At 71.7% G+C, this 15604-nt stretch carries 12 protein-coding genes; 7 read left to right on the top strand and 5 right to left on the bottom strand.

What is annotated here, in order from left to right; all coding sequences use genetic code 11:
- Positions 1 to 254 precede the first annotated feature (254 nt).
- The 4 genes from ACWD4O_RS28055 to ACWD4O_RS28040 all read left to right on the top strand — a co-directional run bounded on the left by ACWD4O_RS28055 (position 255) and on the right by ACWD4O_RS28040 (position 4550).
- Complete coding sequence (locus ACWD4O_RS28055; protein ID WP_451283960.1) at positions 255 to 1547, top strand: extracellular solute-binding protein; 1293 nt, start codon at positions 255 to 257, stop codon at positions 1545 to 1547.
- A 6-nt stretch (positions 1548 to 1553) separates the two neighbouring features.
- A complete protein-coding gene (locus ACWD4O_RS28050; protein WP_451283909.1) occupies positions 1554 to 2552 on the top strand; it encodes a carbohydrate ABC transporter permease in 999 nt (332 codons plus the stop codon).
- Positions 2553 to 2650: 98 nt separating this feature from the next.
- Positions 2651 to 3415 (top strand): carbohydrate ABC transporter permease, encoded by a 765-nt coding sequence (locus ACWD4O_RS28045; protein ID WP_450949481.1) that lies wholly within the window; start codon positions 2651 to 2653, stop codon positions 3413 to 3415.
- A 64-nt stretch (positions 3416 to 3479) separates the two neighbouring features.
- Positions 3480 to 4550, top strand: a complete 1071-nt coding sequence (locus tag ACWD4O_RS28040; protein ID WP_451283907.1) for an endo-1,4-beta-xylanase — start codon at positions 3480 to 3482, stop codon at positions 4548 to 4550.
- On the opposite strand, the gene ACWD4O_RS28035 is transcribed toward ACWD4O_RS28040, so the two are convergent.
- The 3 genes from ACWD4O_RS28035 to ACWD4O_RS28025 form a co-directional block, all read right to left on the bottom strand.
- Positions 4547 to 5593: a LacI family DNA-binding transcriptional regulator gene (locus ACWD4O_RS28035; protein ID WP_451283905.1), complete on the bottom strand. Its 1047-nt coding sequence runs from the start codon at positions 5591 to 5593 to the stop codon at positions 4547 to 4549. The two genes, ACWD4O_RS28040 and ACWD4O_RS28035, sit on opposite strands and share 4 nt — an antisense overlap.
- Positions 5594 to 5820: 227 nt before the next feature.
- The gene (locus ACWD4O_RS28030) at positions 5821 to 6009 is read right to left on the bottom strand and encodes a DUF5999 family protein (RefSeq protein ID WP_351916224.1); all 189 of its coding nucleotides are present in this window, start codon (positions 6007 to 6009) and stop codon (positions 5821 to 5823) included.
- 350 nt (positions 6010 to 6359) lie between these two features.
- On the bottom strand, positions 6360 to 6950 hold the full coding sequence (locus ACWD4O_RS28025; RefSeq protein ID WP_451283903.1) for a hypothetical protein: 591 nt from the start codon (positions 6948 to 6950) through the stop codon (positions 6360 to 6362).
- Between the two features lie 578 nt (positions 6951 to 7528).
- Between ACWD4O_RS28025 and ACWD4O_RS28020 the strand changes: the two genes are divergently transcribed.
- A complete protein-coding gene (locus tag ACWD4O_RS28020; RefSeq protein WP_451283902.1) occupies positions 7529 to 9046 on the top strand; it encodes a glutamate--cysteine ligase in 1518 nt (505 codons plus the stop codon).
- 11 nt (positions 9047 to 9057) lie between these two features.
- On the opposite strand, the gene ACWD4O_RS28015 is transcribed toward ACWD4O_RS28020, so the two are convergent.
- A complete protein-coding gene (locus ACWD4O_RS28015) occupies positions 9058 to 10824 on the bottom strand; it encodes a substrate-binding and VWA domain-containing protein (protein WP_451283900.1) in 1767 nt (588 codons plus the stop codon).
- A 186-nt stretch (positions 10825 to 11010) separates the two neighbouring features.
- On the opposite strand from ACWD4O_RS28015, the gene ACWD4O_RS28010 reads away from it, so the two are divergent.
- Complete coding sequence (locus tag ACWD4O_RS28010) at positions 11011 to 11811, top strand: CPBP family intramembrane glutamic endopeptidase (protein WP_451283898.1); 801 nt, start codon at positions 11011 to 11013, stop codon at positions 11809 to 11811.
- A gap of 84 nt (positions 11812 to 11895) precedes the next feature.
- On the opposite strand, the gene ACWD4O_RS28005 is transcribed toward ACWD4O_RS28010, so the two are convergent.
- Positions 11896 to 12705, bottom strand: a complete 810-nt coding sequence (locus tag ACWD4O_RS28005) for a PhzF family phenazine biosynthesis protein (protein ID WP_451283896.1) — start codon at positions 12703 to 12705, stop codon at positions 11896 to 11898.
- A 167-nt stretch (positions 12706 to 12872) separates the two neighbouring features.
- On the opposite strand from ACWD4O_RS28005, the gene ACWD4O_RS28000 reads away from it, so the two are divergent.
- Positions 12873 to 15551 carry a LuxR C-terminal-related transcriptional regulator gene (locus tag ACWD4O_RS28000; protein ID WP_451283894.1) on the top strand — a complete coding sequence of 893 codons (2679 nt, stop codon included), beginning with the start codon at positions 12873 to 12875 and terminating at the stop codon, positions 15549 to 15551.
- Positions 15552 to 15604: the final 53 nt, after the last annotated feature.

The raw sequence follows: 15604 nt of genomic DNA, 5'->3' as shown, positions 1-15604 counted from the left end.
GGACACTCAGCGTCACGCATCCGGGGGGCTGTTCCGGCCATCGGCTCTTGGTTGCCGCCCACTCCGTAAGGTTCGCCATCGGATTCGAATGTTTCGATGTCATCCGAGGTCTCGGCGGGGCCCCTTTCTTGAACTTCCCCCTGGATTCCCTGTGTTCAAGGGGTTGCCACCCGTCGGAGGGTGTCTCTAGGGTGCGGCAGCAGCGAAGCTTTCTGGATCTGGACCGAAACTTTCGATCTACCAAGGAGCGCATGATGGGCGACCCGGCACTCTCCCGCCGCGGCTTCCTGGCGGCCTCCGCCGCGGCCGGTCTGAGCATGACGGCACTGAGCGCGTGCGGCGGCGACTCGGACGGAGGGTCGTCGGGGACGACCACCATCGAGTGGTGGAACATCTCCACCACCCAGCCGACCAAGGACGTCTGGGCCGGACTGGCCAAGCAGTTCGAGGCCCAGAACCCCAAGGTGAAAATCAAGATCGTCCAGCTGGAGAACGACGCCTACAAGTCGAAGATGACGGCGCTGACCGCCTCCGGGAAGCTCCCCGACATCTACCACACCTGGGGCGGCGGCGTCCTGAAGCAGCAGGTCGACGCAGGCCTCGTCGAGGACCTCACGGAGAGGACGCAGGAGTGGGGGGACGGGCTGCTGTCGGTCGCCCGGGAGCCCTATCTGCTCGACGAGAAGGTGTACGGCGTCCCGTTCGACATCGGCATGATCGGGTTCTGGTACAACAAGGCCCTCTTCGAGCAGGCCGGTGTCAGCGCTCCGCCCACCACATGGAGCGGCTTCCTCGACGCCGTACGCAAGCTGAAGGCCGCCGGCGTCACCCCGCTCGCCCTGGCCGGCAAGGAGAAGTGGCCCGGCATGTACTACTGGGCCTATCTCGCGATGCGCACCGCCGGCATCGACGCGCTGGGGAAGGCGGGGGACGACAAGGACTTCACCGGGGACGGGTTCGTCCAGGCCGGGCAGCACCTTCAGGACCTGGTCGACCTGCAGCCGTTCCAGAAGGGATTCCTCGGCGCCGCCTACTCCAGCCCGACCGGTCAGGCCGCCGCCGTCGGCAACGGCAAGGCGGCGATGGAGCTCATGGGCCAGTGGGCACCCGTGGTGGAGGCCGACGCGGGCAAGGGGCTCGGCGCGGATCTCGGCTTCTTCCCGTTCCCGGCGGTCGAGGGCGGCAAGGGCGTGATCACCGAGGTGTTCGGCGGGGGCGGCGGACACGCCCTGCGCAAGGGCGCCCCACAGGCGGCCGTCGACTTCCTGAAGTTCTTCGCCTCGGCCGCCACGGACACCGAACTGGTCAAGAAGACCGGGGTGCTGCCCGTCGTCCCGGCCGCCGAGAGCGCGATCACCGACCCCAACATCAAGGCCGTCCAGGCCCAGCTGAAGGCCGCCACCGGGTTCCAGCTCTACCTCGACCAGGCGTACGCGCCCGCCCTCGGCCAGGAGGTCAACGACAGCGTCGCCGCCCTCATCGCCGGCTCCAAGTCGCCCCAGCAGGTCACCGAGTCGATCACCAAGGTCGCGAAGGAAGAGCAGTAGCCGGCGATGACCTCCACCTTCCTCCCGGACAAGCGCAGCGGCCCGGACGTCGACCTGCCGCCCCCGGCCGTGGACCGGGGCCGGGGGCGGGCGCGCCGCCGGGCGCTGCACTGGCTCACCGCCGTCGGCTTCCAGGCGCCCGCGCTGGTGCTGTTCGGCACGCTCGTGCTGCTGCCGATGCTGTTCGCGCTGTACGCCGCGTTCTTCCGCTGGGGCGGCTTCGGCATGCCCGAGGACTACATCGGCGGCGACAACTTCACCCGGCTCTTCCAGGACCCGGTGTTCCTCGGCGACCTGTGGCGCTGCCTGGTCCTGGTCGGGCTCTCGCTGGTCCTGCAACTGCCGTTCGCGCTCGCCCTCGCGGTCGCGCTCAACCAGCGCATCCGCGGCCGGGCGGTGTACCGGATGCTGTTCTTCGCGCCGTACATCCTCTCCGAGGCGATCACCGGCGTGTTGTTCAGCATGATCTTCGCCCCGGACGACGGCCTCGCCGACCAGGTCCTGGGCGCGGTCGGCCTGGACGGGGCGGGCGGGGAGTGGTTCGCGGATCCCTCCACCGTCATGGCCACCCTGTTCCTGGTCATGACGTGGAAGTACTTCGGCTTCCACATGATGCTCTACCTGGCCGGACTCCAGTCCATACCGGCCGAGCTGACCGAGGCGGCGCTGATCGACGGCGCCGGACCCTGGCAGCGGTTCCGCAACATCACCCTGCCGCTGCTCGCGCCGACCCTGCGGATCAGCGTGTTCCTGTCGGTCATCGGCTCGATCCAGCTCTTCGACCTGGTGTGGGTCGTCACCGCGGGCGGGCCCGACCACCACTCCGAGACGATGGCCGTGACCATGTTCCAGTACGGCTTCAAGCGCTACCAGGTCGGCTACGCCAGCGCGATCAGCGTGGCCATGTTCGGGATCAGCCTCGTCTTCGCCCTCGCCTACCAGCGGTTCGTGCTCCGCCGCGACCTGCAGGGCGCCACCACGACCATGCGAGGAGGCGGCGCGTGAAAACCCGCGAGACCGGCCGGAGCGCCGCCCGTGAGACCGCCCGCAGGACCGGCCGGACCCTGCCGCTGCACCTCGTCCTCGCCGTCGTCGGCGCGGTGATGGCCGTACCACTCGGCTATGCCGTGCTGTCCGGCTTCAAGTCCACCGACCAGCTCTCCCGCAACCCCATCGGGCTGCCCGACCCCTGGGTCACCTCCAACTACACCGACATCCTCGGCTCCGGTTCGTTCTGGCGGCTGGTCGGCAGCAGCACCCTCATCGCCGTCGGGACGACCGTGGTGGTCGTCGCGGTGTCCGCGCTCGCCGCGTTCTCCTTCGCCCGGTTCGCGTTCCGCGGGCGGGAGATGCTGTTCACCCTGTTCACCATGGGGCTGATGTTCCCCTTCGCGGTGGCGGCGCTGCCCCTGTTCCTGCTGCTGCGTTCCCTGGGTCTGCTGGACAACCCGCTGGGCGTGATCCTGCCGCAGGCCGCGTTCGGGCTGCCGGTGACCATCGTCATCCTGCGCGGTTTCTTCCGGGAGATCCCGGCCGAGCTGGAGGAGGCGGCCACGCTCGACGGCTGCGGTCCCCTCGGCTTCTTCTGGCGGATCCTGCTGCCCATGGCCCGGCCCGCCCTCGGCACGGTCTCCGTGCTCGCCGTGGTCGGCAGCTGGAACAACTTCTTCCTGCCGCTGCTGGTCTTCAACGAGCCCACCTGGTGGACGATCCCGATCGGCGTCCAGCAGTTCCAGGGGCAGTACTCCGCGGAGTACGCGCGCGTGTTCGCCTATCTGGTCCTCGCCATGGTTCCCGCCCTGGCCTTCTACTCCGTCGCCGAGCGCCAGCTCGTCGGCGGTCTCGCCGCCGGCGCCACGAAGGGATGACGCGCGCCCGCGGACCCGTACGACACGGCTCACCCACACCCACCCGCACGTGAGGAGTCGCACCATGCCCATCAGCTCCCGCACCCGGCTCAGACTCGCCGGGGCCCTCGCCGCCGTCCTCGTCGCCGCCGGGGTCGTCGGCGGACCGGCCGCGCAGGCGCACGAGGAACCGTCGCACGGAAAGCCGCGGACGACCCTCGCCGACCTCGCGCAGCGCCACGGCCGCTACTTCGGCAGCGCCACCGACAACCCCGAACTCACCGACACCGCCTACACGAAGATCCTCGGCGACGAGTTCGACATGATCACCCCCGGCAACGGCATGAAGTGGTACGCCACCGAGCCGCAGCAGGGCGTGTTCGACTGGACGGCCGGCGACGAGATCGTGAACCTTGCACGGGCCAATCACCAGAAGGTCCGCGCCCACACGCTCGTCTGGCACAGCCAGCTGCCCGGGTGGCTGACCGGCAGGGAGTGGACGGCGGACGAGCTGCGCGCCGTCCTGAAGAACCACGTCCAGACCGAGGTGCGCCACTACCGGGGCAAGGTCTACGCCTGGGACGTCGTCAACGAGGCGTTCAACGAGGACGGCACCTACCGCGAGACGATCTTCTACAGAACGCTCGGCCCGGGCTACATCGCCGACGCCCTGCGCTGGGCCCACCAGGCCGACCCGAAGGCCAAGCTGTACCTCAACGACTACAACATCGAGGCCGTCGGCCCGAAGAGCGACGCCTACCACGCGCTCGCCAAGGAACTGAAGGCGCAGGGCGTTCCGCTCGACGGCATCGGCCTGCAGGCCCATCTCGCCCTGCAGTACGGCTATCCGACGACCCTGGAGGACAACCTCCGCCGCTTCGCCCGGCTCGGCCTGGACACCGCGCTCACCGAGGTCGACGTACGGATGCTGCTGCCCGCGACCGACGAGAAGCTGGCCCAACAGGCCGACTGGTACCGGGACATGACCGAGGCGTGCCTCGCGGTGCGGCGGTGCGTCGGCATCACCGTCTGGGACTACACCGACAAGTACTCGTGGATCCCGGCGTTCTTCCCCGGCCAGGGCGCCGCGCTGCCCTGGGACGAACAGCTCGTGCCGAAGCCGGCGTACCAGGCCATCCGGGACGCGCTCGGTTAGAGGCCGCCGGATCCGCGGGGTGGCGCCGTGCTGGCGCGGACCACCAACTCCGTGCCCAGTTCGACCCGTGGCGAGTCGGGGCGCTCGCCGCGGGCCAGGCTCAGGACCGTGCGGACGGCGAGTTTGCCCATCTCGGCCAGGGGCTGGCGGACGGTGGTCAGGGGCGGGGCCGACCAGCGGACTTCCGGAAGGTCGTCGAAACCGACCACGCTCATGTCCTCCGGCGTCCGCAGGCCCCGCCGGCGCAGCGCCTCGATCGCGCCGAGCGCCATCTGGTCGCTGGCGGCGAACACCGCGGTCGGGGGGTCGGGCAGGTCGAGGAGGGCGGTGCAGCCGGTGAAGCCCGACTCGGGGTGGAAGTCACCGGGGACGACGAGGGTCTCGTCGACGCCGAGACCGGCCGCCTCCAGGGCGGCCCGGTAGCCGTCGAAGCGGGCGCGGGAGCACAGCAGCCGGGGCGGGCCGGCGATCAGGCCGATCCTGCGGTGGCCCAGCGCCAGCAGATGCTCGGTGGCCGCGAGGCCGCCCGCCCAGTTGGCGGCGCCGATGGTCGGGGTGTCGGCGGCGGGGGAGCCCATCGGGTCGACGACGACCAGGGGGACGCCCAGGATGCGCAACTGCTCGTGCAGGGTGGGTTCCAGGGCCGAGGTGACCAGGATGACGCCGTCGGAGGCGCGGGAGCGCAGGTTGCGCATCCACTCGCGGGCGTCGCCGGAGCGGCCGTGGATCGCCGACACCACCGTGCCCACGCCGGCCGCGTGCGCGACCTCCTCGACACCTCGGATGATCTCCACCGCCCAGGGACTGTCCAGGTCGTTGAAGACCAGGTCGAGGAGGGAGGCGCGGGCGGGGGAGGCGGCGGGGCGCTTGCGGTAGCCGTGCAGTCGCAGCAGGTCCTCGACCCGGGCCCGGGTCGACGGGGAGACGTCGGAGCGGCCGTTGACCACCCGGGACACGGTCGGCACCGAGACGCCGGCCTGGCGGGCGATCTCCGTGATCGTGACCCTGCCCCGCGATACGGGCGCCGCATCCTTCGCTGTCACTTCCCCACCTCCGTCGCCGCGTTCCGGACGCCGCGCCGAAACTTCCAGGAGTCTTCCGGAAGACACGCTGCCGTGGGAAGGCATTGCCGGCGGACGCATCGCGCAGAGATCGCGGGACTACGGGGAGTGAGCGGCCCCGGACACGCGTCGGGGCCGGTTCGCAGTGAGATGTCTGCGGCCGGCCCCTCATGTCTCCGGACGGCGGTCCCGCGCCGTCCGGGTGGTGCTCAGGCGGCGCTCACGACCCGGTGAGGGGCGATGACCTGGCCGTCCGGCAGGAGCTCACCGGTGTCCTCGAAGAGCAGGACGCCGTTGCACAGCAGGCTCCAGCCCTGCTCCGGGTGGTGCGCCGTGAGGCGGGCGGACTCCCGGTCGGCCGAAGTCGCTGTCGGGCACGGTGGCTGGTGTTGGCACATGGATGGGAACTTCCGCTCTTGCGTGTCGTGTGAGTGTGAGGTGGTCGTGGTGTCTGTCCCGCGGCGTGAAACGTCGTTCATGGCCGCCCCCCGTTGTGATAAGTCGTTCGGAACCAGTGTTGCCCCACGGAGGTCGATCCGCAGCCATTTCGCGGCACCGCCTCTCACAGGTTCATGACGCGTCACCCGGGCGGGCGGTTCATCTCAACCGCACTGTCACTTCGGGTGGTTCCTGGTGGTCGGATAGGGCTAGTCCGGGCCCGACGCGGGCGGAAGTCCCGTCGGTCGACAGCGCCGTACCCCGTCGCCGGGGCCGCGGTGACGGGGTACGGGGTACGGGGTCGGGTGGATCAGGCGGGCGAGCCGAGCAGCGGGGGCGGCGCGGGTGTCGTCCGGAGGGTCAGCACCGGCAGCAACTCGGCCACCCGGTGCGCGCGATGGGCGGCGATCCCGGGCGGCGCCGGGGCCAGCGGCACCAGCAGGTCGGTCGGGGCGGGGTGGCCCGTGGTGCCGTCCGAGGAACTGTCGCCGTGCAGCCAGAGCGTGAGCATGTAGAGGCCGGGCACCGACAGCAGGCGCGCCTGGTACGGCTGGGTGGCCGACTCGGCCTGGCGCAGGGCGCGTTCGGTGGAGGCGATGTAGGGGCCCTCGAAGAAGTGCGAGAACGCCCAGCCGTCCGCGGTGAGCCGGGTCTCGGCCGCCGCCACGGCGCGGTCGCCGCAGCGGATCAGGAAGCGCCAGCCGGCCAGCCGGGTCTCGGCCGCGCCTTCCGGGGTGATTCCGTCCAGGACGTGCAGGGGCAGCGGGAGTTCGGGGGTGGCGTCTCCCTGGGCGGTGCGCAGAGACGGCGTGCGAGCCTCGCGGACGGCGGTGGGGGAACCGAGTGCCGTGAGGACGGAGCGAAGTGCGGGCGCGGGAGCCGGGGGGACCAGCAAAGGCATGGTGGGTCGCCTCTCATTCGACAGGCACGGTGGCGCGAGGGCGTGGGCGGACGGCGCTGTCAGCCAACTCTCGGGGGTCGGAGAGGTAGCGGCCGGTCTGGGGATGCCCGGGTGCGCGAGCGGCCTGCCGTCATCTCGACGACAGGCTCCTTCGATCGTGGGCGCCAACCTTCTCTGCCTTGTTCGCGGAGTTTATACGACACGTGTTCAGACTGTGTTTCGTCTAGTCGATCGCGGGACACTCGGCAAGGGTTCATTCGGTCGGCGATACGTGTGAATCATCCCGATTCAGCGTGGGCCGCGCGGCGGTGACCTCGGGTTATGCGCGCGTAGCGGTCGGCCCATTCTCGTCGGAGTTTTTCACGAGTTGCCGAGTTCCGGAAAAGACGCCCGGCCGCATGCCCGGTGAATGTGCCACCGGTCACCTCCGACGGCTTTCGGTCAGCGTAGCGGGCGCCGTGCCCGACGGGGGACGTTATCGATCGGCCGGGTTGGGCATCATTCCCCCTGACCCGGACCTGACCCGGACGTCCGGCGGCCGAGATCGCCGGTCCGCCCATGCGAGGAGGGACGCTTCGATGGGGGAGAAGGTCGTGGCAGGCGCGTTCGACCTGTCCGATCGTCAGCACTACCGGGAAAAGCTCCGGCGGTGTCTGACGGGGCTCGAGCGACTCCTGGCCCAGAAGCGCTTCGACCGCCCCAAGAACCTCATGGGGCTCGAGATCGAGCTGAATCTCGCGGGCGCCGACGGTCTGCCGAAAATGCTGAACGGTCAAGTTCTGGAAAGAATCGCGAGCCGCGATTTCCAAACAGAACTCGCCATGTTCAACCTGGAAGTCAACATAGCCCCACACCGATTGGGCGGTCGGGTTTTCGATCGGCTCGCGGAGGAACTCCGTACGTCACTGGCATATGCCCATCGAAAGGCGGGCGAGGTCGATGCCGGAATCGTGATGATCGGTATTCTGCCGACTCTCGACCGGGACGACCTGGTGACGTCCAATCTTTCCGACGTCGACCGCTACACCCTGCTCAACGGTCAGATCGTGGCCGCCCGCGGCGAGGACTTCGTCCTCGAGATCGAAGGGGTGGAGCGACTGTCGTGCACCTCGAAGTCGATCGTGCCCGAGGCGGCCTGCACCTCCGTGCAGCTGCATCTGCAGGTCACGCCCGACCGGTTCGCCGGGGTGTGGAACGCGGCACAGGCCGTCACCGCCGCGCAGATCGCCGTCGGCGCCAACTCGCCGTTCCTGTTCGGCCATGAGCTGTGGCGGGAGTCGCGGCCCCCGCTGTTCCAGCAGGCCACCGACACCCGGCCGCCGGAGCTCCAGGCACAGGGCGTGCGGCCGCGGACCTGGTTCGGGGAGCGCTGGATCAGCTCGGCGTTCGAGCTGTTCGAGGAGAACCTGCGCTTCTTCCCGCCGCTGCTGCCGATCTGCGACGCGGAGGAGCCGCTGGAGGTGCTGGACGCGGGCGGGGTTCCCTCGCTCGCCGAACTGGTCCTGCACAACGGCACGGTCTACCGCTGGAACCGGCCCGTCTACGGCATCGCCGACGGCGTTCCGCATCTGCGCGTGGAGAACCGCGTCCTGCCCGCCGGGCCGACCGTGACCGACGTGATCGCCAACGCGGCCTTCTACTACGGCGTCGTCCGGTCCCTGGCCGCGGAGCCCCGGCCGGTGTGGTCCCGGCTGCCGTTCGAGGCGGCCGCCGCCAACTTCGACGCGGCGTGCCGGTACGGCATCGACGCGCGGCTGCAGTGGCCGCGCCGGGGGCGGCTCGGGGGCGTGGTCGAGGTGGACGCGGTGAGTCTCGTCCGGGACGAACTGCTGCCGCTGGCCGAGGCCGGGCTCGACGGGTGGGGGGTGGAGCCCGCCGACCGCGATCTGTATCTCGGGGTCATCGAGGAGCGCTGCCGGCGACGGGCCAACGGGGCGACCTGGCAGGTCGCGACGTTCCACCGGGCGCTGGACGCGGGGCTCTCGCGGGACGTCGCGCTGGCGGCCACCACGCGGCGGTACGCGGAGCTGATGCATCTGGGGGAGCCGGTGCACACCTGGCCGGTGGGGCTGCCTGAGCCGGTGCCGATGCGGTGAGGGCGCCGGGTTCATGAGCTCTGCGTCGCCGCCGCCACGATCGCTTTGAGGATCACCGTGTGGATCTGGGAGGGGTCGGTGACCGACTGGCCCGAGCCGCCTGTCGCCTTGGCGATCTGGTCCGCCTCGTCACGGTCCGCGTCCGGGCCGACCGCGATCATGATGAGGGGGACGGGACGCCGGGGGCTCGCCAGTTTCTGGAGTTCGGCGAGCAGGGTGGTCCGCGAGATGCTGCCCGGGTCCTGGTTGACGCCGTCGGTGAGGATGACCAGCGCGTTGAACTTGCCCTGGACGTAGGAGGCGGTGGCCTCCCGGTACGCGGCGAGAGCGGTGTCGTACAGGCCGGTCGCGCCGTTCGGGACCGGGGCGAGACCGCCGAAGGCGGACGACAGCCGGTCGCGCTGCGTGCCGCCGCCCGCGGCCGCGCCGAGCGGCTCGGTGGGCACCAGGACGCGGTAGTCCTTGTCCCCGTCCAGCTTGGTGGAGAACTCCCACAGCCCGATCTCGTCCTCCGGCGTGAAGGTGGAAAGGGCCTGGAGCAGCGAGGCCTTGGTGACGTCCATCCGTGAGCGTCCCGTGCCGGGGACCTGCTCCGACATGGACGAGGAGGTGTCGACGACCGTGGTGAGGCGGGCGCTCTGCACCGTGATCGTCCACGCCCCCAGGGTCTCCTCGACCGCCGTGTCCGCGGCGGGCCGGGCGGCCGGCTCGGAGAACGGCTGCGGGCTGCTGCCGCCGGCCGCGGTCACGACCGTCTGCGGGACGTCGTAGTCGGACGTCCGGAAGCCGTGTCGCTGGAGGATCTTCTGCTGCTCGGGGCGGCGCAGATAGGTCATGAACCGGAGCGCCGCCCGGCTCTCGTCGGTGCTCAGCCGGGTCTTGTCGACCAGCGTGTACGGGTAGTCCAGCCGGGGCGAGCCGTCCTTCGGGTAGAACAGGTCGAGGCCGGTGCCCGCGTCCGCCGAGGCGTTGTACGTGAACGAGGCCTGCTCGGTGACCACGACCGCCTGATTGCGCTTCGGGTTGCCCTGCTCGGCGCCCGAGGTGTCGCGCGGCAGCGTGTCGAGGACCTGGGCGTCGGTGTCCGAGGTGCGCTGGGACAGCGCCTTCATCAGGGCCGCGGTCTGGGTGGCGCCCTCCTGCGAGCCGGCCGTGGCCGCGCCGACCTGGGTCAGCGCGAGCAGACCGGTCGCGCTGCGCGCCGGGTCGGCCGCGCCCAGCCGCAGAGGGCTGCCCTCGAGGGTGGCGGCGGCCAGCTCCGGCCACGCATACGTCTTCTTCGGCCAGCCCAGCGACTTCGCCGCCGTCGGGACCATCGCCACCGTGACGGGCGTGGAGGCCACGTTGCCCACCGGGGTCACCTGGGTCGCCTTGCTGTCGGCGGTGATCCGCTGCACCCACAGGTCGGAGTCCGCCACCCACACCTGCGCCGCCGCGTCCTTGCCCGCCGCCAGTGTGTCGGCGACCTTGGCCGACTCACGTGCCGTGACGGTGATCGCGAGGCACTGTCCGTCGGAGGTCAGGTCGCTGTCCTCGGCCTGCTTCGCCGCGGCCGTGAGCGCCGGGGCCAGATCGGGGGACGCGGCCACGGCCAGCCGCACCGGGTGGTCGTGGCAGGACGAGCCGAAGGAGAGCAGACCGCTCTGCACGGCCGCCGTCGCGCCCCCGGCGACCGTGAGGACCAGGGCGGTGGCGAGGGCCACCGTGCGACGGCGTATGCGAGGACGGGGGTCGCTGCCGCCCGCCCCGCGTTCATCGGGCAAGCTGTGACGTCCCATGACGGTGGTGCCCCTCCCGGTCGACTCCCGTGGCGGATTTCCGCCGTGCGGCATGCGAAGGGGAGGTACGCCCCGTACGGCGCCCGTCCCCCCGACGGTCTGTCACGCACGATCTTCGTAACTTCTTTCGAGACCCTAGCGAGACCGGGGTGGGTATGCGGCGGTTTTATGCAACTGGAGGCAAGTGTGCAGGTGGAGACGGGGTCGGTGGCTGATTCGTTTCCGCAGGATCGGCCCCCGCGGCGGATCCTGCGGGACGAGACGCTGCTCGTTCTGGGGCTTTCGCTCGGTGCGAGCGGTGTGTCCGCCCTGATCAGTTTTGTCGGATCGGTGACCAAACCGGGAGGCTTGAAGGACCAGGCGGCGACCCTCAACGCCTCGGCCGCGCCGGGCCGCCCATGGCTCGATCTCGCCTGGCAGCTCTTCGGCATCGCCACGGCGCTCGTCCCCGTCGCCCTCGTCGCGCACTTCCTGATGCGCGAGGGGAAGGGGCTGCGGACCCTCGGCTTCGACCGCACCCGCCCCTGGCCGGACCTCGGCCGCGGGGCGGCGATCGCGGCGGTGATCGGCAGCAGCGGCATCGCCTTCTACCTGGCGGCACGCGGCCTCGGCTTCAACCTCACGGTGGTGCCCGAGGCGCTGCCGGACGTGTGGTGGAAGTACCCGGTGCTGATCATGTCCGCGATGCAGAACGCGATCCTCGAAGAGGTCATCGTCGTCGGCTATCTGCTGCGCAGGCTGGGCCAGTTGGGCTGGTCGCCGGGCAGCGCGCTGGTCGCCAGTTCCGTGCTGCGCGGCTCGTACCACCTGTACCAGGGCATCGGCGGCTTCATCGGCAACATGGTGATGGGCGTGGTGTTCGTCTACCTCTACCGGCGCTGGGGCCGGGTGGGACCGCTGGTGGTGGCGCACTCCCTGCTCGACATCGGGGCCTTCGTCGGGTACGCGCTGCTGGCGGGGAAGGTGGGGTGGCTGCCCACGCCGTAGCCACCCCGGTTCCGCTCCTTCCTGCCCTTCCTGCCCTTCGCGCCCTTCGCGCCCTTCCTGTCTGTCCTGTCTGTCCTGTCTGTCCTAGACGAGCAGTTCGCCCTCGATGACGGTGACCGCGCGGCCGCTCAGCAGGGTGCGGTCGCCGCGGAACTCGGTGCGGACGCGGCCGCCGCGGGGTGAGGCCTGCAGCCCGGTCAGGGCGGTGCGGCCGAGCCGCTCGGACCAGTAGGGGGCCAGGGCAGTGTGGGCGCTGCCCGTCACCGGGTCCTCGTCGATGCCGATGTTCGGGAAGAAGCAGCGGGAGACGAAGTCATGGCCCAGGTCCGGGTTCTCGGCGCGGGCGGTGGCGATGACACCGCGGCGGGAGCAGGCGGCCAGGGCCTTGTGGTCCGGCCGCAGGGCGTGGACGGCCTTCTCGTCGGCGAGCTCCACCAGCAGGTCCCCGACCTGGGGGCCGGTGTCGAAGCAGCCGAGCGGCTCGGCGCCCAGCGCCTCGGCGACGCCGGCCGGGATCTCGACCCTCGTCAGCGGGGCGGTCGGGAAGTCCAGGGTGATCGAGCCGTCCGCGGCGGGCGTGGCGACCAGGACGCCGCTGCGGGTGGTGAAGCGCACCGGGCCCGTGTGGGCGCCGGTCGTGTGCAGGACGTGGGCCGTGGCGAGCGTGGCGTGACCGCACATGTCGACCTCGGCGACCGGGGTGAACCAGCGCAGGGCCCAGTCCGCCGCGCCGCCCGGCGGGAGCGGGTGGGCGAACGCCGTCTCGGCGTGGTTGACCTCCAGGGCCACGTTCTGGAGCCGGTCGTCGTCCGGGAAGGCGTCCAGGAGCAGGACCCCGGCCGGGTTGCCGGCGAAGGGGCGGTCGGTGAAGGCGTCGACGATACGAATCTGCATGACGGTGACGCTAGGGGGCCGGTGGAGCCGTCGGCCAAGGCCAATCCGGGAGTCCTGGCCTGCTTTCCGGGGCGGGCCGGCACGGGCTCGCAGCGCGCCCGGAGCGGATCACTGGGATCCTGGAAGCGTGCGCCGCGCATGATCTGACGACCAGGGCGGTGAGCGCCATGGCTGGTGTCGGAGACCCTCAGGGGGATCCGTTTCTGCGTACGCGGTTCGTCGCGCCGGCCCGGCCGGTGACGTTCCTGCGGCGTGAGCGCCTGGTGAGACATCTCGACCAGGCGCTGGAGACTCCGCTGACCATGGTCAACGGAGCGGCGGGCGCCGGCAAGACGCTGCTCGTCGCCGACTGGGCCGCGGAGCGCGAGCGGCCCGTCGCCTGGCTCACCACCGACGCGGCGGGCCAGGGGCCGGGCATGCTCTGGGCGTACCTGCTCCAGGCACTGCGCTCCGCCGGGGTGTCCCTGCCCGACGGGATCGGCTGCCCGGCGGACGCGTCCCGCGTGCCGCCCACGCTGCCCGCGCGGCTCGCCGCCGAGCTGAGCGCCCGGGACCGGCCGGTGATCGTGGTGCTGGACGAGTACGACCGGGTGACCGACCCCGAGATCGCGGAGCAGCTGGAGTTCGTCGTGCACCACGCGGGCGACGGTCTGCGCCTGATCCTCGTCACCCGCACCGAGCCGCTGCTGCCGCTGCACCGGTACCGGGCGGCCGGCCGACTGACGGAGATCCGGGGCGCGGAACTCGCCTTCACCCCCGAGGAGGCGACCGAGCTGCTGGAGCTGCACGGGCTGCGGCTGCCGGCGCACGCGACGCAGGGGCTGGTGGAACGCACCCGGGGCTGGGCCGCCGGCCTGCGGCTGTGTGCCCTCGCCGCGCGGGAGAGCCCGGACCCGGAGAGGTATCTCAAGGAGTTCGAGGCCGACCGCAGCACCGTCGCCGACTTTCTGCTGGCCGAGGTGCTCCGACGGCAGCCCCCCGAGACACAGGACCTGCTGCTGCGGGTCAGCGTCCTCGACCGGTTCTGTCCCGAGCTGGTGAACGCGCTGACCGGGCGCGCCGACGCCGAGCCCATCCTCGTCGGACTGTGTCGTGAGAACGCGTTCGTCGAGCACCTCGGGCAGGACCGGTACCGGCTCCACCCGCTGTTCGGGGAGATCCTCCGGGCCCATCTGCGGGTGCGTTCGCCGGGCCTGGAGCCCGCGCTGCACCAGCGGGCGGCGCACTGGCTGCGGGGCTCGGGGTCCCTCGCCGAGACACTGGGCCACGGCGCGGCCGCGGGCGACTGGGAGTTCACCGCGGGCGCCCTGGTCGACGACCTCGCCATCGGCCGGCTCTTCACCGGCCTGCGCTCCGACGAACTCGCCGAACTGTTCTCCCGGATGGGACCGGAGGCCAGAGGCCCGGCCACGGATCTGGTCCGTGCGGCCCGTGAGCTGTCCCGGCGCGATCTCGACCACGGTCTGGCCCATCTGCGGCACGCGGAACAGGGTCTGACGGCCGAACCGGGTCTGACGGCGGGACGGACCCGGGCGGCCGAGTGGAGCCCGGAGGGCGAGGCAGCCGGCCTGGTCGCGGCCCGGTTGAGCTGCGCCCTGCTCGAGGCGCTGGCCGCCCGGCTCACCGGTGCGCCGGGCCGGGCGGAGACGGCCGCGGCGGCGGCCGAGTCGCTGCGCGACCAGGTCCCCGCCCAGCTGCTGGACAGGCATCCCGAACTCATCGCCCTCCTGCTGGCCCATCTGGGCTCGGCACGGCTGTGGGCCGGACGGTTCGAGGACGCGTGCGCCGCCCTGACGAAGGTGACCGGCGCCCCGGAAGGGGCCTCGACGGCGCTCGCCCGCGAGGACTCGCTGGGCCGGCTGGCGCTGATCGACTACCTGAACGGCTGGCCCGGCCGGGCGGAACGCAAGGCGCGGGCCGCGCTGACCGGGACGGAGCAGTACGGCCTGACCCAGCCGTCCGCCTCCGGCATGGGGCGGCTGGTCCTGGCCGCCGTCGCCGTCGACCGCAACGACCTGGGGCGGGCTCAGACCCTCCTCGACGAGGCCGACGAGGCCGTGGAGTCGCACCCCGCCTGGCGGGACCCGGTCCTGGACGCGGGCCGGGCCATCGCCGCCGCCCGGCTACGGCTGGCCCGCGGCGACACCCGGGCCGCGCTCGCCGTGGCGGAACAGGCCGTTCCGGCCGCCGTGGTCTCTCCGTGGGCGGAGGAACAGACGGCGCTCGTCGTGTCCGCCGCGCATCTGGCCGAAGGACGACCGGAGACGGCCGTCGAGGTGCTGCGGGCGCTGTCCGACGAGCAGCCCGCCTGGGCGGTGGGGGCCGCGCGCGCGGAGCTCGCCGCGGGCCGGCCACAGGCGGCGGTCGACCTGCTCGACGGTGTGCGTGCCGAGGGCCGCTGCGGCCCCGCCGTGACCGTCCGGGCCACGCTGCTGAGGGCACAGGCGGCGCACGAGGCGGGGGACGCGGCCGCCGCGTGCAGGCTCGTCGCCCGGGCGCTGCGCGAGGCACAGCGCGACGGGCTGCGCCGCCCCTTCATCGAGGCCGGACCGTGGATCCGCCCCTTCCTCGGCGCCGCCGCACCGCGGGGACCGGCCGCGGACCGGCCGACCCCCGGCGTACCGCCGCCCGACGGCCCGCCGGCGCCCGTCGTGGAGGAGCTGAGCGGACGTGAACGCGATGTGCTGCGCAGGCTGGCCCTGATGATGTCGACGGAGGAGATCGCCGCCGATCTCTATGTCTCCGTCAACACGGTCAAGACCCATCTCAAGAGCGCCTACCGCAAGCTCGCGGTCAACCGCCGGGGTGACGCCGTGCGCCGGGCCCGAGAGCTGAAGCTGCTGTGACCGAGCGGGTCCGGCTCCCGCGGCTCGCCCGTGGTGGGTGAGGCGGCGACCGG

Source organism: Streptomyces sp. NPDC002623, assembly GCF_053592635.1.
The sequence above is the reverse complement of the archived record's forward strand: the minus strand, read 5'-3'. Positions and strand labels throughout refer to the sequence as shown.